A 17001-nucleotide genomic window follows, 5' to 3' on the forward strand; every position below is an offset into this window, starting at 1 on the left:
TAATACGTGCTGATATTGTATAGCACGGAGGGATGCCATCTTTGTGAGATGGCATTTGCTCTAGTAGACCAAGTCGGTTTGGCCGAGCAAACAGATATCATTGATATTGCGTTTGATGATGTACTATTTTCTCGTTACGGCGTCACAATACCCGTATTAAAATATCAAGATTCTGAGTTGAACTGGCCGTTTGACTTAGAACAACTCACACATTGGTTGGATAATAATGGCATTACTTACCATTCATAACGCACAACTTGCATTTGGTGACCACCCATTGCTAGACAAAGCGGAGTTCGCTCTTCAAGAAAACGAACGCGTTTGTTTAGTTGGTCGTAACGGAGCAGGTAAGTCCACGTTAATGAAAGTGCTTGCCGGCGACATTTTGTTGGATGATGGCAAGATTCAAATAACTCAAGACGTAGTAGTTTCTCGGCTTGAACAAGATCCACCGCGCAATCAAGAGGGTACGGTTTACGAATACGTATCTGGCGGTTTGGCTGAAATCGGCGAACAATTGAAGATTTATCACGATCTTCTCGATCTTGTTGCTCAAGACCCAAGTGAGAAGAACATTAACCGTTTGGCGAAAGTTCAAGAGCAGCTTGATCATTCTAATGCTTGGCGCTTTGATGACCGTGTTAAGAACGTACTTGGCGCTTTAAAACTAAGCCCTGAAACCAAACTGACCGATCTATCCGGTGGCTGGCAACGTAAAGCTGCTTTAGCTCGTGCGCTGGTTTGTGATCCTGATGTATTGCTTCTTGATGAACCAACAAACCATCTCGATGTGACAACGATCGAATGGTTAGAGAACTTCTTAAAAGACTTCAAAGGCTCGATCATCTTTATTTCTCACGACCGTGCATTCATCAAGTCGATGGCGACACGCATCGTCGACTTAGATCGCGGTCAATTAGCTTCTTTCCCTGGTAATTACGAACAGTATTTGAATGACAAAGAAGAAATGCTTCGCGTCGAAGAAATGCAGAATGCTGAGTTCGATAAGAAACTAGCTCAGGAAGAAGTGTGGATTCGTCAAGGCATTAAAGCACGTCGTACTCGTAATGAAGGCCGTGTTCGAGCCCTTAAAAAACTTCGTGAAGAGCGTCGTGACCGTCGTGAAGTTCAAGGTAAAGTTAACCTAAACATCGATGATGCTTCTCGTTCTGGTAAGATTGTATTTGAAGCAGAAAATGTATCTTTTGCTTACGAAGGCAAGACAATTGTCGACGACTTTAGCTTTAACATCATGCGTGGTGACCGTATTGCACTTATCGGACCAAATGGCTGCGGTAAGAGTACGGTACTTAAATTGCTATTGGGGCAATTGGAAGCGCAGTCTGGTCGTTTACACTGCGGAACAAAATTAGAAGTCGCGTACTTTGATCAGTACCGAGAGATTTTGGATCCAGAAAAGACAGTGATCGATAACTTAGCGGATGGGAAACAAGAAGTAATGGTTGGGGGACGTCAGCGTCATGCGCTGAGTTATCTTCAAGACTTCTTATTTGCACCTAAGCGCGCCAGAACCCCGGTTAAGGCACTTTCTGGTGGTGAGAAAAACCGATTATTGCTAGCCCGTATCTTGTTGAAGCCAAACAACTTACTTATTCTTGATGAACCAACTAACGATTTGGATATCGAAACGTTGGAACTTTTAGAAGAAATGCTTGCCAATTATCAGGGTACATTATTGTTAGTGAGTCACGACCGTGAGTTCGTAGACAACACAGTAACAACCAGCTGGATTTTTGAGGGTAACGGTATAATCGAAGAGTTCGTTGGTGGTTATCATGATGCTAAACAGCAGCGTGACCAAGTTCTTGCTTCGCGCAGTCAGGTTGAAAAACCAACAAAGAAAGAGAAAGTGGTTGAGGAAACTCCCAAAACTACGCAACCTAAGAACAATTCGAAGAAGTTATCGTATAAGCTGCAAAGAGAATTAGAGGCTCTACCAGCTAAACTTGAACAATTAGAGTCGGATATCGAGAGCCTTCAGGAGCAAGTGAACGATCCAGAGTTCTTTGCTAAACCTGTAGAGCAAACTCAGCCGGTATTGGAACAGCTTGCTGCATTAGAGCAGGAGTTGGAAATCGCATTCGAGAGATGGGAAGAACTCGAAGCAATGCAACAGGATAGTTAAGAATTCAATGAATTGTAGTAATAAATTCAAATTGACCGCCATTGCAATGATGGTTGGTACCACAATGAACGCACAGGCGGCATTGTATCAAGTTGTTGAGGTTTCACCTCAGGATCATGGTTCAAACGGTGACTACCAAACGGCTTACGGGGTTGCAATTCAACAGGGCAATGCAGGTACAGATCCTTCAACAGGTTCACCTTTCGCTCTAGGCTGCTTTGATGCAGCAGCAAACTGCACGCCAGAGCAGTTTAAACTTGCAATGGAAACTCGCACTACACCGATTTCAGCGACACAAGCCGTGGATGGGAACAGCTATCGTGAAGAAATCCCATTCGGATTAGACGCTGGCTTTTATTACATCCAAGAACTCAAAGACTTTGAGCGTTACTGTTACAACCAGCTTCGCTATTCCACCTGTGACTCATGGGCTTCAGTAAACTGGACGCCGTGGAATAAAGAACGTAGTAAAGACTTTACTTCTAATGCGTTAGCGTTCATAGAAGAAGATTCTGCTGCTTATAAAAATGAATATAACAATGTTATCAACCAGCTTACCGAGGATGGTGCAGCTGTCGGTAATCAGAGTAAAGTTAGCACAGAAAATACTTCTACATTAGAAACACGAAATACCGTAGTTGCACCAGTAGAGCCAAATATTCTTACTGGCGATGGTGACGCAAGTGTTGTGCAAAGCCATGCTTGGAGCACAGACGGCAATTTTACTGTTGGCAGTGTTTCTCGAACAGCAAGCAATACCAATGGATCTCACCACACATCAAAAGCAGCGATTTGGGATCAAAGCGGAACCGTCAGTGAATTGGCTTGGCCAAGTGGCACATCTAAAGATGGAGAAAGGTTAGCTCAAGGGAGCATGCGTGACCTTGTCACTGATGGAACTACGGTCTATGGCGTAGGTTACAACACTTACAGTGATGATAACTACCTGAATGCGACTGTTTTTGTCGGAACTCTAGAAGCCGAAGGTAGCGTTGAAAACGCAACTTGGAAAAACAAAGTTGTTGTAGGAGCTAGACAGCGCGAGGGTGATGATACGGTTCATACAAACTCACGATTAACCGACGTTAACTCTAATTTTGTTGCTATTGGTGAAGCAAAACGTTCGGGCGGATACTTAATGCCAACGGGCTCTGCTCCGAATCGTCTCTTTATCGTAGATGATGTTCGTAAGGATTCTATTAGCGCTTTTTACCCAACTACTGGCATTTTCTTTAGCGGTGCGGGCGGTAAGATGGGCGGTATCAACTCTTACAATGAAATCGTCGGGCAACTTGATGCAGAAACGACTCGTGAAGACGATGGCAAGCCACGTCGTAAGCGCGGTTTTATCTATCCATATAGCCTAGGTGGCGAGACTAGTGAACGTGCTGCAACATTGTTTAATGGAAAAGCTTGGTTCCTAGACAGTTTGACTAATGGCGGTGATTACTCTGAACAAAACAATCAGTTCCGTATTATCGACGCAACTGATATCAATGATGCAGGTGTGATCTCTGGTACAGCTATGAAATGTGCAGGTGGTTATAGCACAACAGCAAACAATGCGACATGTAGCTCTGAAGAGCAAATTGTAGCAGTCAAACTAGTACCTATTGCTGACGCAACTAAGGACGACATCGTATCTCGAAGCATTGACTCAACGACGACAGAGCGTCAAGGTGCAGGCCTTGGTTGGTTAGCTTTGACCATGCTTGGATTGTTTGGGTTCCGTAGAAAATAGTTAAAAATCGTCAGTAATTTTTAAATCAAGCAGATGCTCACACATTTGAGTCTCTGCTTTTTTTATGCCTTGAGAAATTGCCTACTTTGATCGATTCTTATAAGTGGAGTCATAAAAACTCCATCAAAGTTTCACAATAACAGCTGTACGTTAGTAAATGGACCTGTATGAGGAATTAACTATGAAGAGACAAAAGCGTGATCGCCTAGAACGAGCTCAATCTCAAGGCTACAAAGCTGGGTTGAATGGAAGGTCTCAAGAGGCTTGCCCATATCAACAAGTTGATGCTCGGTCGTATTGGTTAGGTGGTTGGCGTGATGCCAGAGATGAAAGACAATCTGGTCTCTACAAATAAACTCTCCACATACAAAAAGAAGGATTCGAAAGGGCTCTACGGAGCCTTTTCTACATTATAGGGACATAGGGAAGTAGGTTAACACTCGACAACAAAAAGGCTCCTAAATAGGAGCCTTAATAAATCGATTAAAATCGTGATTAGAAGCTTGAAGTGTCTTGGAACAAGCCAACTTTCAAATCTTTTGCTACGTAGATTTCTTTGCCGTCCACACATACACGACCGTCGGCCAAACCCATCACAAGTTTACGGTTTACAACGCGTTTCATGTGGATTTCGTACGTCACTTTTTTCGCTGTTGGCAGGATCTGACCTGTAAACTTCACTTCGCCAACACCCAGAGCACGACCTTTTCCTTTGCCACCAACCCAGCCAAGGAAGAAACCAACAAGTTGCCACATCGCATCAAGGCCAAGACAACCCGGCATTACTGGGTCGCCAGGGAAGTGGCAGTCAAAGAACCACAAATCTGGAGTAATATCCAATTCCGCCAAGATCAAACCTTTACCAAAATCGCCTTCAGTCTCAGACATTTTAGTAACACGATCCATCATTAGCATGTTTGGCGCAGGAAGCTGAGGGTAACCAGGCCCAAACAGTTCGCCTTGGCTAGAAGCAAGTAGATCGTCACGGTTATAAGAATCACGTTTGTTTTGCATTATCAATTACTCCAATTTTTGATAGCTGCATCTTAGTGAACACGTGTACGCTAAACAACTCCGATCAGTACTAGACAAACCAGTTTTTGATGCGCTGCACAATTCCTTCTGGATGCTCATGTCTTTCAAAGTTTTCAATACGTTCCGCTATTTTGCCAATAATGCTATCGTCTTCACCTCTAAAAGGTTTATTCATTACAATCGGAATAGCTTCATCTACGGTAGAAACGGACCAAATATGGAACTCACCATTTTTAATGCTTTCTATTACATCTTTATGTAATGCAAGGTGTTTAAGGTTTGATTTTGGCATCACAACACCTTGATTTCCTGTAAAACCTTGATGTTTACAAACCTGATAAAAGCCTTCAATTTTTTCGTTCAAGCCACCGACGGCTTGCACTCGACCAAACTGATCAACAGCTCCTGTAACAGCAACTTGTTGATTAATTGGAGATTCAGATAAAGCACTCACCAAGCAACAAAGTTCTGCAAGAGATGCGCTGTCACCATCAACTTCACTATAAGACTGTTCAAATACGATGGAGGCAGAGTAAGGCAGTGGTTCATCCAGTTTCAGAGCAGAGCTCAAGAAAGCTTGCATAATCATCATGCCTTTTGCATGTAGATTGCCTCCAAGCTCAGCTTTGCGCTCAACATCGGAAACATCGCCATCACCAAAATGAATTACACAAGATATTCGTGCAGGCTCACCATAGCTGACAGGGTGCCCAGCCATATCAATAACGGTTAGGCCATTGATTTGACCAACTTGTTCCCCAGTTGTCTCAATGATGACTTGTCCATCTAAAATATCGTACACGGCACGCTGAGGAAGGTAAGATTCTCGGTAATACTTGTCGTCAATCGCTTTATCTAACGACTTGTAATCTAATGCGTGACCATCACTGAACTGGCTGGCAAGCGTTAGAAGTTGAGAGTGCCACATTACTCCTAAAGGCAGATAATGTTGATCTTCAGTAAATCTCATACCGGCTAGCAACAATCTTCTAAAACCACATTCAGTTAAGTGAGGCAGCTGATATTGAGAACATATCCAGTTCACTAAACCAAAGTAATCTGTCAAATTCTGCTCTGACAGATGAATATCTTCTTCAACTTCCGTATACATGGCAAAGCCAGAACAGAAGTCTTCATCGATGTATTCTAGCTCTGCTAACTGACTTCTTTCTCCTGTTACAATCAGTTTTACATCATAAGCTTTAGCTTGCGGTACTGAAGTAGGTAAACGAGTAGGGCTTAGGTTCAGTGGCTCGATAAGGTTTTGTTGAATTGCAGACTTTATATTTGGCCAAAGCCCTGGGTTAGCCAAAATTAGATTAGCCGGTACAATTAAGTAACCGTTATCTGCCTGTGAAATTAAACCAGGTTGGAAGGCAATATCACCACTTACATCAACACTGTAACGGTCAAATAAACGTTTGGCATCAAGTGATTCCGAAAAAACTATCGCAGCGTTAGACTGGCTCTGAAGAGCTTTACTGATGAACTCTCTATATACAGAATTATCTACGCAGTTAATGAGTAGTACTCGCGTCAATCCGGAAATTTTTGAAAAACGAGATATCGTTGCCGACATTCTCGGTTGGAGATCAGTAAAAGACTTCTTTGGTAACGAAGGTGCAGACTTTAAAAGTGCTTCGTACTGCTCAAGTGAAGGTGTTACGTCTTGCCAATTAAGTTGGTTCATTAAAATTCATCGTAATTCAATCTTGCCGACATTATAACGAAACGGACTATAACACCCTAGCACCAATTTGGTTTGCTCTCGGCATTCATCTCTCAATGAACAATACTTAGACAAATGAGTGATCAACATCGATACTTCTAAGAGTTTTATTTGCCCAAGTAAACCATCTGGGTTACGCTGTCACTAGGTTATGTTTATGGGTCGGAACAAATGAAATATCAGCAGCTTGAGAATCTAGAATGTGGGTGGAAATGGAAGTATCTCATCAAAAAATGGAAAGATGGTGAAGCGATTACCCGACATATTGATACAAGCGAAGCAGATGCAGCGGTCGCAGAACTAAAACGCCTTGAACACGAGCCTACACTTGTCTTAGCTTGGATAGAAAACCACATGTCAGAAGAGTTAGATAATAAACTCAAGCAGGCTATCCGAGCGAAACGGAAACGTCACTTCAATGCAGAGCAAGTCCATACAAAGAAGAAATCCATTGATTTAGATTACCGAGTTTGGGAAAAGCTTTCTAGTAGAGCGAATGAACTTGGTTGTACGTTATCTGACGCAATTGAATATTTGCTTTCCGAAGCGTCGAGAAGTGAAAAAGCGAGTCAAAAAGTTACCTCAATTAAAGAGGATTTGAGTAAATTGCTATCTAGCTAGGATAGGGAGTGCCAAATGTTATATGTAATCTTAATTGCAGCCATCGTGATCTTTTGGTTGATCGCAGTCGATAGGCCGGTGTTAAAAGTAAAGTTCGATAATGGCCATATTAGTAACGTAAAAGGGCATCTACCTCCTTCTTTCAAACACAACTTACAGGATATTAGTGAGCATAACCCGTTTACTGGTGAAATGAAGGTGTATAGCCAACGAACAGGAATGCGCTTAAGCTTTTCCAAAGGCATTCCCAAAAAAGTTCAACAGAGGATTCGTAACGTTTTTCCGCACCAGGGCTTCAAAGCAAACAAAGGCAAGAAGCGCGCTTAATTACATATCAGTTACTTCATCATGTTAAATGGGACGCAATGTGGCGTCCCATTTTCGTATCTACAGAAAAATTACTTATCATCGAACAATCAACAACATAAACGGACCAAAACGATGAGATACGTTGTAACTTTAATGGTATTGATCTTTGCAAGTAATTCAGTTTTTGCTGACGATTCAGAAACGAACCTGTTGGCTAAAAAGATTAAGACTAAGCTTCAAAAGAAAGTAGACAATAAGTTTGATGGCTATCAAGGTTATTGTGACGTCATGATAGAAATGGAGCACAAAAGTAAAAACGCAGTAATAAAAAGAGTAACCAGCAGTGGTGACCAAAAAGTGTGTAGGTACGTTAAGTCCAACTTGAAGAAAGGAAAACGCTATCGTTACAAATACCCCGAAAAGTACATTCGCCTCCATATAACCACAGGCTTATAAATGTTTCAGAACGCAACTGAGCTCGTGATTTTTGGCAGATTTCGTTGCGGAGCGATTAGAGCGTTTAGCTGATTTTTGCTGTTGTACGAGGCGAGTATGAAAGGCTTTTTTGTTTGGTAGCGCTTAAGTTAGTAATCGTGATGCCATTGAATGGCAAATTCAGTGAGTTGGCCATCATCACCATACATAGATTGATTCAGGTGCTTACGGAAGGACACGCCAGTAAGTCGGGGACTAAGCGCGCATCAATTTTCAATAAGAGATTTGATTTGCTTCGTAAGCATAACCACAAACCAAACTAGCGATTGCAAGTCCACAGGAACCTCGGTTAAAGCCTCAAAAGCAAACAATGTTGTTAATCTTAGGAGGACATTTTAAAGTAGCTAAAACCGGACATTATTGCTTTGAGATCTCACTCCTTGGTGCGCATTATATCTGCTTATGTTGAATGCGATTGCATATGCTAGTCCTATAAAATGTCTCTCTTTTGAGGGACTATTCAATGAAGTATCACGAAATGACTAAAAACTATATTTTTCGTGAATTTGAATGTGGTTTATCCGTCGAACAAGCTGCTGAACTTTGTTTGAAAACTGTGAGAACAGTCAAAGAATGGGATAAGGGGAAAACCATTCCTCCGGAGTGTAAACGACTTATGCGAATGACAAAGGGAAGGGAACTTAGCCCATCAGAACAATGGGAGCACTTTAAAATGCACTATGACAGGTTAGAACTCCCAACTGGTCAATTGGTGACAGCCCAACAAGTTTTGACAGGGATTGCTTTATTAGAGATTGGGGCGTTGACAGACTTAGAGGCGGCAGGACAAGTGTTGAAATATGCTAGGGCACTGAGAGATATGATGTGAAAAACAAGAGGCTCTAAGGAGCCTCTCTTATTTTGAAAGAGCTATTTAATAGCCTTATTATAATGAATGCCTAATGCAAAAGTATTTTGACCATTACAGCTTGAGCATATCCAACTTTCCCCTAATTTTATGTCACGCTCGAGCACAGTCTGCGTTCGTTGGCACTCTAAATTTCCACACTTTATTTCATGCTGTTTTAACTCCCACCTAATTTTCGCCTCATCGCCCTTAGTTAAAATATAGGTCGCTCTGCAATCAAAGCATGTGGCTGTAATTGGTTCAGAAAAATCATCAGGAATTCTCTTTCTTATTTTTGATTGGCACTCAAAGCAGTCCAAAGAAGAAAAATTGCCAAAAGTCATGTTAAAGACAGGTGAACTCAAAGCTTGTTCTAAAAACTCAGATATCTCTTCACATCGAGATCTTAGTTTAGTCGCATCATGAAATTTGCCTTCTTTGAAGCGCTTCATCGATATAATGTGAAGATAATTCCCTAGCGCATCATAGTGTTTTTTTAACATGTTAAAATTAAATGTCTTCTCTGTACCCAAACAGACCATCTCTTCAGGAGGCGTGTCAGGAGATGGCTGGACACCAAAAGATATGGTACTGCTGACATCTGCATGTGCATCTATTTCCAAAAGCACCATCATAACTTTTTTAGGTTGCCAAGTTTCATACTCTTCAGGTGGAAACTCTCTCTTATAGGCTAATGCGCGGTCATAAGTAATGGCTTCCATTGCCATACGAAGCTCTAAAGCGGCATAATGTAAGCGTTTATCAGTGCCAGAATTAAGCTCTTCTCGTGCAGCTTTTACGTGTGATCTTGAGATATTTCTATAGTTCAAAATAATTACCTTTGGAGCGCTTTATTGTGCTGACAGATAACCCCATACAGCACTACCAAGATATGATAAATAAAATGCAACTGTAAGAATATAGACGTTTTTCGGGGTTGCGACACCAACAATAAACGAAGTTTAGAATTTTGAACAAAGACGGTAGGGCTATACAGTCTCCATGTAGTTGAAGAATGGTTGAATTTACCCCCGTAATACATTACGGGGGCGCATAAAAGCTGATTTCAATAACACACTGAACAAAAACAATATGCTACCATGCACTCATTTTTTATGAGTGAGGAACGGAAAGTGCCTGAATTACTGATACTTATGTCCTTAGCGTGTATTGTGTATCTATTCACAAAGAAGGGTAAGAAACCTAAACGTAGGCTTAACGAATGGGAGAAAGGTGCAACGGTTAGAAGACCGAACAGCATACATTCTTTTGAACCAAAAGTTGTAGAAAAGAGCCCCGATATAGTAGAAGTACCTTTGCCAAACCCTGGCAATAAGACTAATTCTGTACCACACAAGAAAAGTACATACTTGGCAACTAAGACAGAGCGTAGATTCTATAAAGTGCTGCAGGAGCTTATACCTGATGAATACGTAATTCATAGCCAAGTGTCATTGATGGCTTTGGTTCAACCGACCAACTTTAAAGATAACTCTCGAACTTGGGCTAAAAGAATGGACTACGTGATAACGGATAGAGACACAAAAGTATTGGCAGTTATCGAGCTGGACGACTCATCTCATAGACAGAAGAAGAGACAAGAACGAGACATATACGTAAACAATGCACTTAACGGACACCATCCGTTGCTTCGGTTTGAAGCTAGAAGTTCTTATGACAAAACACATATCGCAACCGTATTAGAGCGCGACACGATAATAAAGTGTAGAGAGTTGGAAAGCCTATTACAGTACAGCTAAAACAGAGTCGAACAGCAATTGTTCGGCTTTCTTTTAACTCAAAGCGCTGCAAACTATGTTTTAAGAGTGTGAGAGTGACTAAGGGGAGGGAACTAGCTGCTTCAGGATCTAGGGGAAATTTCAAAATGCATAAGGACGCGATTGAACTGTCAACAGGGCAACTAGTTGAACCTCAAGAAATCCTTATCGGAATTGCCTTACTTGAAATTCAGTCTCCTAGTGATGCCTAAACGCTAACTATGCTCGTTAAGTACGCTGACTAAAAAGGCATTAACCTCGTTGCAAGGTCATAATGTAAGTTAATTCTCTTAATATTAGAGAGATCAATGTGAGTCTGAGTAAGATTTGATAAGATGTCCTTTTAACAAAAAGAATAAGAACTATGTATAAGCAAATTTTTGAAAGTATGAGAAGTATCACACACTCGGGTTGGCTAAAAATTAATGAATCGTTAGTGGAAGAACAATACTATATCGCAGGCGATGGGACATATTGTAGCTATGGGGATGATAATTTATTCTTAATTGAAAATAATACATATATATATGAATATAATGAAATAAATCTTGTTAAATATGTAATGTTTAGGGTAAGAGGTTTTGATTCTGATATAAAGCTGCATATTACTAATGGTGAAGGTGACTCAAGAATAATTCATGCAAAGAACAGGGAGGTTGAAAACGATTTTGTTACATATTTTTTTGAAGTTAACGATGTTCCTTTGTTAATGAAATGTATATGCCCTAATAACGAAAAATACCTTTTGAATAGTATAAAAATAACTGGAGATAGTATATCAAAATTAAGAGATATCATTATATCAATAGGTAATGCTTTTAATGAAGTTAGAAGCAGTGAAGATGAAGTAATCAAAGAGTTCAACAAAGATATAGCTCATCTTAAAAGTCAAAAAGAAGAATTGGAAGAAGAGGCTAGGTCTTTAATTGAAACCAATAAAAGGCTCCATGAAACCAAGGATGTTGAAGAAAATCAACTAAATCAAACTAGGGAGCATGTAGAGTCAGTTAGAAGCGAGTTATCCAACTTAAATAATGAAGTTAAGAACAACTTAGATTTAAAATCTAAGCAGTCTAAAGAAATAAGAGATAGTGAAAATAGAATTAATTCTTTCATAACGGAAATTTCCGAAAAGGAAATTAAAGTTGAAGAGCTGGAGAATAAAATAAATAAATTTAAAGAAGAAGAATCTAGATTTAGTGAGGATTTCTCATCATATAAAGAAGAAATAAGAAACCAAAATATAATTTACATTTTTCTTCTTGTGGTGTTTTTGATTTTAACAACAGTGGTAAGTGTTGTTATCTACAAGAGTGCTTTATCTACAGTTGATAACTTTCAGTTTAACTTTGATTTGTGGACTCATTTGGTTAGCAGGTTACCTATTATATTTATAAATATTTTCTTATTGGGTGCACTAACATCAGTTATTTATTTCTTAATAAATATAATTACTGAAAATTCCAAAAATATAGCCGCCACTAAACAAGTATCTTATTTGGTTAAAGAGTGTGTGGATTCACAGAAGCAAGGCCTAGATGGACTAGATGAAGATGCGATCCTAAAACAAAGGGTTGAAAGTAAAATGGAACTAATTAAGAGTCTGGTTATTTCTAAGAAAGAGCATATGCCGCAGAAAATCGAAAAAGCAAACATACAAGAGATTGCAATGGAGTTGTGGCAGAAGAGTTCTGAATCTAAAAAGAAGTGATCACCTAATTTGTCTAACTTAATGAATTAGACACTAGCTATAGTTACCAGTGCAATGGTCGAAAAAGCCGAACAGCAATTGTTCGGCTTTCCTTTTAACTCAAAGTATCGTAGTTCTTATCGTTACTTTAAGCTCTTTATCTACCGTATTGGTCTTTTCTGACCGGAAAAGAGCACCAAGTAAAGGCACATCCATTAAGACCGGCACACCGCTTACCGAGTCGCGCTGCTCTTGGGAAATCAAACCACCTAAAGAGATCGTTTGTCTGTCTTTGACCTTGACCACCGTTTGCAGTGTTCGCGTATTGGTGATGATGTCGGATGCGATAGAGGAATCCGTTACCGAGTCGGACTTTTGCATAATCTGTAACACTACATGATCACCAATTACATGCGGTACAACTTCAAGTGACACGCCCACATCCTTGCGTTCAATTTGCTGGACTCGATTACCGCCATCAGTTACCTCAGACGAAGTGAGGAACGGAACGTTCTGACCAACCGTGATGTAACCGCGCTCCCTGTCCATAATGAACATGTTTGGACGCGATAAGAGCTTAGTATTCTGATTCTTTGATACGGCTTTAATAAGCGCATTGAAATCACCGCCCTCATAGAACAGCAAGTTATCAACGGCTTTCTTAATTGCGGTAGGCTGCGAAACAAAGCCAGCCTCGCTCAGTGCCAAGTCCATATTCACTCCAATTTCTTGAGAATCACCGAGCTCAGTTTCGGTAATTACCGCCTCGATAAATACTTGCTTTTGTGGTCTATCAATCCCTTTGATGAGCACATCAATGTGCTTTAATTGGTTCTCAGAGCCAGTCACGATAATGCTGTTTGTAGTCGGCAGTACCTCAACCTTGTAGTTCTTAATCGCTTTGTTGTTCAGTGTCTGATTCTGAGTTGCAGCAAGCATCGAGGAAATCAAATCAACAACCTTGGTATTTCGAACATTCTCAAAGAAGTACAGTTTCACTTGAGAGGGTTCGAACGTTTCCACCTTGTTCGCGTCAGCAATGATGGTAAAAACGCCGTGGTCATGTGTAAGCTCGTAACCGTGCGCACGAAGCACCGAAAGGAAAAAGGCTGGATAGTCCTCATCTTTCAAATCGGGAGCAGTAAAGCTGACCTCACCAGTGACACCGTGACCGAGCACAACTGTGTTTCCAGTGTGAACCGAGAACCACGATGCAAAGTCTCCAATCGGTGTGTTCTTTGCCTCAAAAGGCGCAGAGGTGGCGGCAAAAGCAGGAGAGCCGAGCAGGGTGCACGCGAGCAGAAAGACGGTAATGCTGGATGTGGAAAAGTTGGAACAAGCCGTTGTTTGTTTCTCAACTTTACCACAACGCATAGTAAGTAATGTGCGCGTGAGCAGTGAGCCTCCGGCGTAATAAAATTCTTTTTGTTTTTTTGAAAGAAAAGCTGTGAGTTTTGCGATTATCCATGACATAAAGCGCACCTTATTCCCTAGCACATGACTTTGAATGATTGACCGTTGCCGCTAACCGTAATGGAGCAAGAGCCGTTAGATTGAGCCGTAAAGCCCTTTGCGTATAGTTGCGACGACGACAGACGCACATCGTCCTTAACCAACACAAAAGACGGGGCAACGTTTGGAGGATTCATTGAAGATTCAATTCGATAGCCGTCGAGCAAGTCACTCAATGACTCGCGAGGCACCGCCGTTTGAGCCGTTTCGGGTTCCGTCGATATGTTCGGCGTGCCAACCAAGGTGAACACCGCAAAAGAGACGGCGACACCTGCCGCAAACACGCTGAATCGAGAATATTTTCGGAGATAGATTTTCGTAATGCGCATGATATTTCTCAACGTATACGGGACAGTGTAACGTCCGTGGGTATAGTAGGGCGGCAATACTGAAAAAACGCCGTCCTCATAGTTGTTCCTAAACATCTGCTTAGTGTCGTAAGAACTGTATAAGTCCGTACCCCAGAGCATCCATTTATCGACGGTGAGCGAGTTCGCGTTGTCACCATACTTCACAATGCCAACGTGCAACTTGGGCATTTTCAACTTGAGTTGACCGAGCGTCAGAACGGATACCGCAGTCGAGATGATAGGGACTTGAAGACGGTCTAAGCGGCGACAAAATACGGTGTGTTCAGCCAGCGCGAGACGCGCTTGTTTATCAACAATCGAAATGTCTTGAACGATGAAAATCACATCCCATCCAAGCTTTCGAATATGCAAAAGGTGATCAATTAACTTTTGTCGATTCTTGTCGTTCCATGTGCGCGAGTTAAACCACGTTCCGCACTCATCGAGCACAATCAAACCGTCTTTTTTGGTGTCATAGCTCTTGTTTGCTGAGCCAATCACCATCAAATCTTCTACCTGAGGCTTGTCCGGCAGACGATAAAGGCGAGTATTGCGCTTGTTGCGTCCAAGCATTTCTTTCAAGTTGATATCGAGGTTTGTCGCCACAGGCACACCGCGCATAAACGCCTCACGAATCTTACCGACCGCCGTTAGTGTTTTGCCTGAGCCGAGCTTACCCGTGACAAAGTAGACCGATGCCATTACGCCGCCCTCACAATCGCGTAGAACTTCCACTCCCACACCCAACGTAGCAGACGCGCCGAGTAAATCGCACTCACACAAGGCACGGCGTTATTAGGGATGAACATACCCGCTGCTTGTGACCACATTGGAGGCGCAACATAAGACAGACCCGTTGCAAGGGTGTAAATCGCCAAGGTGAGGGTGACGGTTAAACCGATTAGCAGCGTTAAAATGACCAAGTTAATCGTGACGTTTCGTGCTTTCGCAATGAAGAACCAACCAAATAACGTGGTCGCTATCTGAGAGATAAAGGCAACCAGAGCAGGGAGGCGCAACGCCGTCCCAATGGTACTGACAATTGGTAATAGCTGAATCATTAGTAATATCTCCCTGAACCTGGCTTGTTACTTGGTACAGGCGTGACCTCAGTCAGCAGGATTTCAACAAGCGTCTTAATCGTGTAGATGTAAATTAGAATTGAGATGATCATTTTGAGTTTCTGCGAAAACTCACAAGAGATAGAAGCGCGACCACCGCCAAGCGTAGGCAAGGATAGATTCATGCAGGGCGTAGGCTTAGGTAACACACTCAAAAACGAATCCGATATAGCATTAATATGCCCCTCAGATTCAGCCGTCAGATTCTTCTCAATCAAATCGTTAGCCGCATCGGTAACGGTCTTTTCATAGGAATTCATCGCACCGGACATGGCTTTATCCGCTTGAGTCAGTACATCACCGACATAATCCGAGCCTAAACCATGAGGGTTTTCACAATAGTTGTTTTCCTCGGTAGGCTCACAAGGCTTGAGTTCGTCGAGCTTATCCGATAACTCCGCAAATCCATCGGCGTTAGTGGTTTGCAGATCATCGAGTCCCTTAACCACCTCACCGACAGAATTGGTGTTTCGATTGACCGCCGTCGTGATGTCACCGTTAGCTTGCTGAATCAGCGCCTTAGTGTTTTCGTAAATCTTGTTGTCGTTGATTTGCTGCTTTTGAATCGCTTGGGTGTTAGTCACCATCGACGCATTAAGCGCAATGATTTGGTTTTGAATATCAGCGCTCGATTGATTGAGGTCGACATTTAGCGCGTTGAGTGCTTTGTTCACATCCGAATTAAGCCCTTTGATCGCACTGACAACGCCTTTATCGGTTGATTCATCCGTGTCAGGGTCTTCGACTTCTGGCTCCGTGTCAGTATCGGGTGGGTTAACCGTATTGGTTGAGCCGTCAGGCAATACGCTAGGGTCTTCGATGTCGCCCGTTGGGTCGTCAGGGTCGTGAATTGGATCATCGGGAATAATAGGGGTGTCAGGACCATCTTTACCCCAAAACAGCGTACCACCATCACACTGATTACCAGTGAATTGAAACTTACCGTGACATCGCGTGTTTTGAGTGAACTCACCGGAGTCGACATCGGTACAAAGCGTAGTGTCATTTGGAATACGCTCAAGCTCACAACGGGTTGCGCCAAAATCGCCATAACATGCCCCCGTCACTTGCTCACCATAAACATAAGCCGACCAGTGAAGTGATTGTTTGTCATCAATGGATTGCTTGAACTGACAGGCATCCATACAAGTGCCGTCAGGGTTTTCACCAAACTCACATGCAGGAACGATAGGCTCACAGGTGTAACCGTCACCATCTTCTACTCTTTCATGATCTGCTGGACACTTAGCGGTACGATGAAGAAACGTTGCAGCGTGATATCTCGGGTAACTGGGACTGGTTGTGTTACAAATAATCATCAAAGCGAATTTACTACTCTCTATAGAGCATGATGTCGTATAGAAGTCTTTGTAGTTAACAAACTTATTTTCATAACAAGAAACATACGAGTAAGGGTTAACCCTTTTACCCAAGGACAAGTTACAGTTAGGATAAGCGGCAACATCGCTAGCGCTGTAAGTAGGTTGAGCGGCGCTTACATTAAAAGCACTAAACAAAACACCCAGTAAAATAATCAGTGACGCTATGCTTTGTTTAATGTTCATTTGTAAATATTCCTCGTGAAAAATAACGCCCCCATTCGGAGGCGTTGACCAATGGGTGTATA

Annotated in this window: 17 protein-coding genes; 10 read left to right on the forward strand and 7 right to left on the reverse strand. The window is 42.0% G+C overall.

Going from position 1 to position 17001, the window contains the following annotated elements; translation table 11 throughout:
* The first annotated feature begins 6 nt into the window (after positions 1-6).
* The 4 genes from R7R24_RS09820 to rmf all read left to right on the forward strand — a co-directional run bounded on the left by R7R24_RS09820 (position 7) and on the right by rmf (position 4242).
* Entirely contained in the window at positions 7-249 is a 243-nt protein-coding gene (locus R7R24_RS09820) for a glutaredoxin family protein (protein WP_017821808.1), read from the forward strand.
* Complete coding sequence (locus tag R7R24_RS09825) at positions 227-2146, forward strand: ABC transporter ATP-binding protein (protein WP_005377449.1); 1920 nt, start codon at positions 227-229, stop codon at positions 2144-2146. The genes R7R24_RS09820 and R7R24_RS09825 overlap by 23 nt, the downstream gene beginning before the upstream one ends.
* A gap of 7 nt (positions 2147-2153) precedes the next feature.
* Positions 2154-3887, forward strand: coding sequence for a DUF3466 family protein (locus R7R24_RS09830; protein ID WP_025766617.1), 1734 nt, complete (start codon positions 2154-2156; stop codon positions 3885-3887).
* Between the two features lie 181 nt (positions 3888-4068).
* The gene (gene rmf / locus R7R24_RS09835; RefSeq protein WP_005377453.1) at positions 4069-4242 is read left to right on the forward strand and encodes a ribosome modulation factor; all 174 of its coding nucleotides are present in this window, start codon (positions 4069-4071) and stop codon (positions 4240-4242) included.
* Positions 4243-4382: 140 nt separating this feature from the next.
* On the opposite strand, the gene fabA is transcribed toward rmf, so the two are convergent.
* Both fabA and R7R24_RS09845 read right to left on the reverse strand, forming a co-directional pair.
* The gene (gene fabA / locus R7R24_RS09840; protein WP_005390081.1) at positions 4383-4901 is read right to left on the reverse strand and encodes a bifunctional 3-hydroxydecanoyl-ACP dehydratase/trans-2-decenoyl-ACP isomerase; all 519 of its coding nucleotides are present in this window, start codon (positions 4899-4901) and stop codon (positions 4383-4385) included.
* Positions 4902-4971: 70 nt separating this feature from the next.
* Positions 4972-6612, reverse strand: a complete 1641-nt coding sequence (locus tag R7R24_RS09845; RefSeq protein WP_005377458.1) for an AAA family ATPase — start codon at positions 6610-6612, stop codon at positions 4972-4974.
* Positions 6613-6822: 210 nt separating this feature from the next.
* On the opposite strand from R7R24_RS09845, the gene matP reads away from it, so the two are divergent.
* The 4 genes from matP (at position 6823) to R7R24_RS09865 (ending at position 8905) form a co-directional block, all read left to right on the forward strand.
* On the forward strand, positions 6823-7272 hold the full coding sequence (matP, locus tag R7R24_RS09850) for a macrodomain Ter protein MatP (RefSeq protein ID WP_005396497.1): 450 nt from the start codon (positions 6823-6825) through the stop codon (positions 7270-7272).
* Between the two features lie 15 nt (positions 7273-7287).
* A complete protein-coding gene (locus R7R24_RS09855) occupies positions 7288-7599 on the forward strand; it encodes a DUF3634 family protein (protein WP_005377468.1) in 312 nt (103 codons plus the stop codon).
* Between the two features lie 114 nt (positions 7600-7713).
* The gene (locus R7R24_RS09860) at positions 7714-8037 is read left to right on the forward strand and encodes a hypothetical protein (RefSeq protein ID WP_025766620.1); all 324 of its coding nucleotides are present in this window, start codon (positions 7714-7716) and stop codon (positions 8035-8037) included.
* Positions 8038-8539: 502 nt separating this feature from the next.
* Positions 8540-8905, forward strand: coding sequence for a phage protein (locus R7R24_RS09865; RefSeq protein ID WP_024701218.1), 366 nt, complete (start codon positions 8540-8542; stop codon positions 8903-8905).
* 41 nt (positions 8906-8946) lie between these two features.
* Here R7R24_RS09865 and R7R24_RS09870 read toward each other — a convergent pair whose 3' ends face one another.
* The gene (locus R7R24_RS09870) at positions 8947-9753 is read right to left on the reverse strand and encodes a hypothetical protein (RefSeq protein ID WP_262668565.1); all 807 of its coding nucleotides are present in this window, start codon (positions 9751-9753) and stop codon (positions 8947-8949) included.
* 270 nt (positions 9754-10023) lie between these two features.
* Here R7R24_RS09870 and R7R24_RS09875 point away from each other — a divergent pair, with 270 nt between their 5' ends.
* Both R7R24_RS09875 and R7R24_RS09880 read left to right on the forward strand, forming a co-directional pair.
* Positions 10024-10683 carry a DUF2726 domain-containing protein gene (locus R7R24_RS09875; RefSeq protein WP_262668566.1) on the forward strand — a complete coding sequence of 220 codons (660 nt, stop codon included), beginning with the start codon at positions 10024-10026 and terminating at the stop codon, positions 10681-10683.
* A gap of 454 nt (positions 10684-11137) precedes the next feature.
* Entirely contained in the window at positions 11138-12412 is a 1275-nt protein-coding gene (locus tag R7R24_RS09880; RefSeq protein ID WP_262668567.1) for a hypothetical protein, read from the forward strand.
* A 99-nt stretch (positions 12413-12511) separates the two neighbouring features.
* On the opposite strand, the gene R7R24_RS09885 is transcribed toward R7R24_RS09880, so the two are convergent.
* From R7R24_RS09885 to R7R24_RS09900, 4 genes are read right to left on the reverse strand one after another with little or no spacing between them, the layout of a single operon-like run.
* Positions 12512-13864 carry a secretin N-terminal domain-containing protein gene (locus tag R7R24_RS09885; RefSeq protein WP_258637921.1) on the reverse strand — a complete coding sequence of 451 codons (1353 nt, stop codon included), beginning with the start codon at positions 13862-13864 and terminating at the stop codon, positions 12512-12514.
* Positions 13865-13881: 17 nt separating this feature from the next.
* Complete coding sequence (locus R7R24_RS09890) at positions 13882-14955, reverse strand: zonular occludens toxin domain-containing protein (protein WP_140108245.1); 1074 nt, start codon at positions 14953-14955, stop codon at positions 13882-13884.
* On the reverse strand, positions 14955-15314 hold the full coding sequence (locus R7R24_RS09895; RefSeq protein ID WP_024701224.1) for a DUF5455 family protein: 360 nt from the start codon (positions 15312-15314) through the stop codon (positions 14955-14957). Before R7R24_RS09895 ends, R7R24_RS09890 begins: the two co-directional genes overlap by 1 nt.
* Entirely contained in the window at positions 15314-16939 is a 1626-nt protein-coding gene (locus tag R7R24_RS09900; protein ID WP_318119490.1) for a methyl-accepting chemotaxis protein, read from the reverse strand. The genes R7R24_RS09895 and R7R24_RS09900 overlap by 1 nt, the downstream gene beginning before the upstream one ends.
* Between the last annotated feature and the right edge of the window lie 62 nt (positions 16940-17001).

It is taken from the genome of Vibrio sp. 704 (genome assembly GCF_033339295.1).

Bases quoted from the DNA above. Each gene is read 5' to 3' on its own strand.
- R7R24_RS09825 (WP_005377449.1), top strand. From the start codon at position 227: ATGGCATTACTTACCATTCATAACGCACAACTTGCATTTGGTGACCAC.
- R7R24_RS09860 (WP_025766620.1), top strand. From the start codon at position 7,714: ATGAGATACGTTGTAACTTTAATGGTATTGATCTTTGCAAGTAATTCA.
- R7R24_RS09865 (WP_024701218.1), top strand. From the start codon at position 8,540: ATGAAGTATCACGAAATGACTAAAAACTATATTTTTCGTGAATTTGAA.
- rmf (WP_005377453.1), top strand. From the start codon at position 4,069: ATGAAGAGACAAAAGCGTGATCGCCTAGAACGAGCTCAATCTCAAGGC.
- R7R24_RS09895 (WP_024701224.1), bottom strand. From the start codon at position 15,314: ATGATTCAGCTATTACCAATTGTCAGTACCATTGGGACGGCGTTGCGC.
- R7R24_RS09900 (WP_318119490.1), bottom strand. From the start codon at position 16,939: ATGAACATTAAACAAAGCATAGCGTCACTGATTATTTTACTGGGTGTT.
- R7R24_RS09875 (WP_262668566.1), top strand. From the start codon at position 10,024: ATGCACTCATTTTTTATGAGTGAGGAACGGAAAGTGCCTGAATTACTG.
- R7R24_RS09855 (WP_005377468.1), top strand. From the start codon at position 7,288: ATGTTATATGTAATCTTAATTGCAGCCATCGTGATCTTTTGGTTGATC.
- matP (WP_005396497.1), top strand. From the start codon at position 6,823: ATGAAATATCAGCAGCTTGAGAATCTAGAATGTGGGTGGAAATGGAAG.
- R7R24_RS09890 (WP_140108245.1), bottom strand. From the start codon at position 14,955: ATGGCATCGGTCTACTTTGTCACGGGTAAGCTCGGCTCAGGCAAAACA.
- fabA (WP_005390081.1), bottom strand. From the start codon at position 4,901: ATGCAAAACAAACGTGATTCTTATAACCGTGACGATCTACTTGCTTCT.
- R7R24_RS09830 (WP_025766617.1), top strand. From the start codon at position 2,154: ATGAATTGTAGTAATAAATTCAAATTGACCGCCATTGCAATGATGGTT.
- R7R24_RS09845 (WP_005377458.1), bottom strand. From the start codon at position 6,612: ATGAACCAACTTAATTGGCAAGACGTAACACCTTCACTTGAGCAGTAC.
- R7R24_RS09885 (WP_258637921.1), bottom strand. From the start codon at position 13,864: ATGTCATGGATAATCGCAAAACTCACAGCTTTTCTTTCAAAAAAACAA.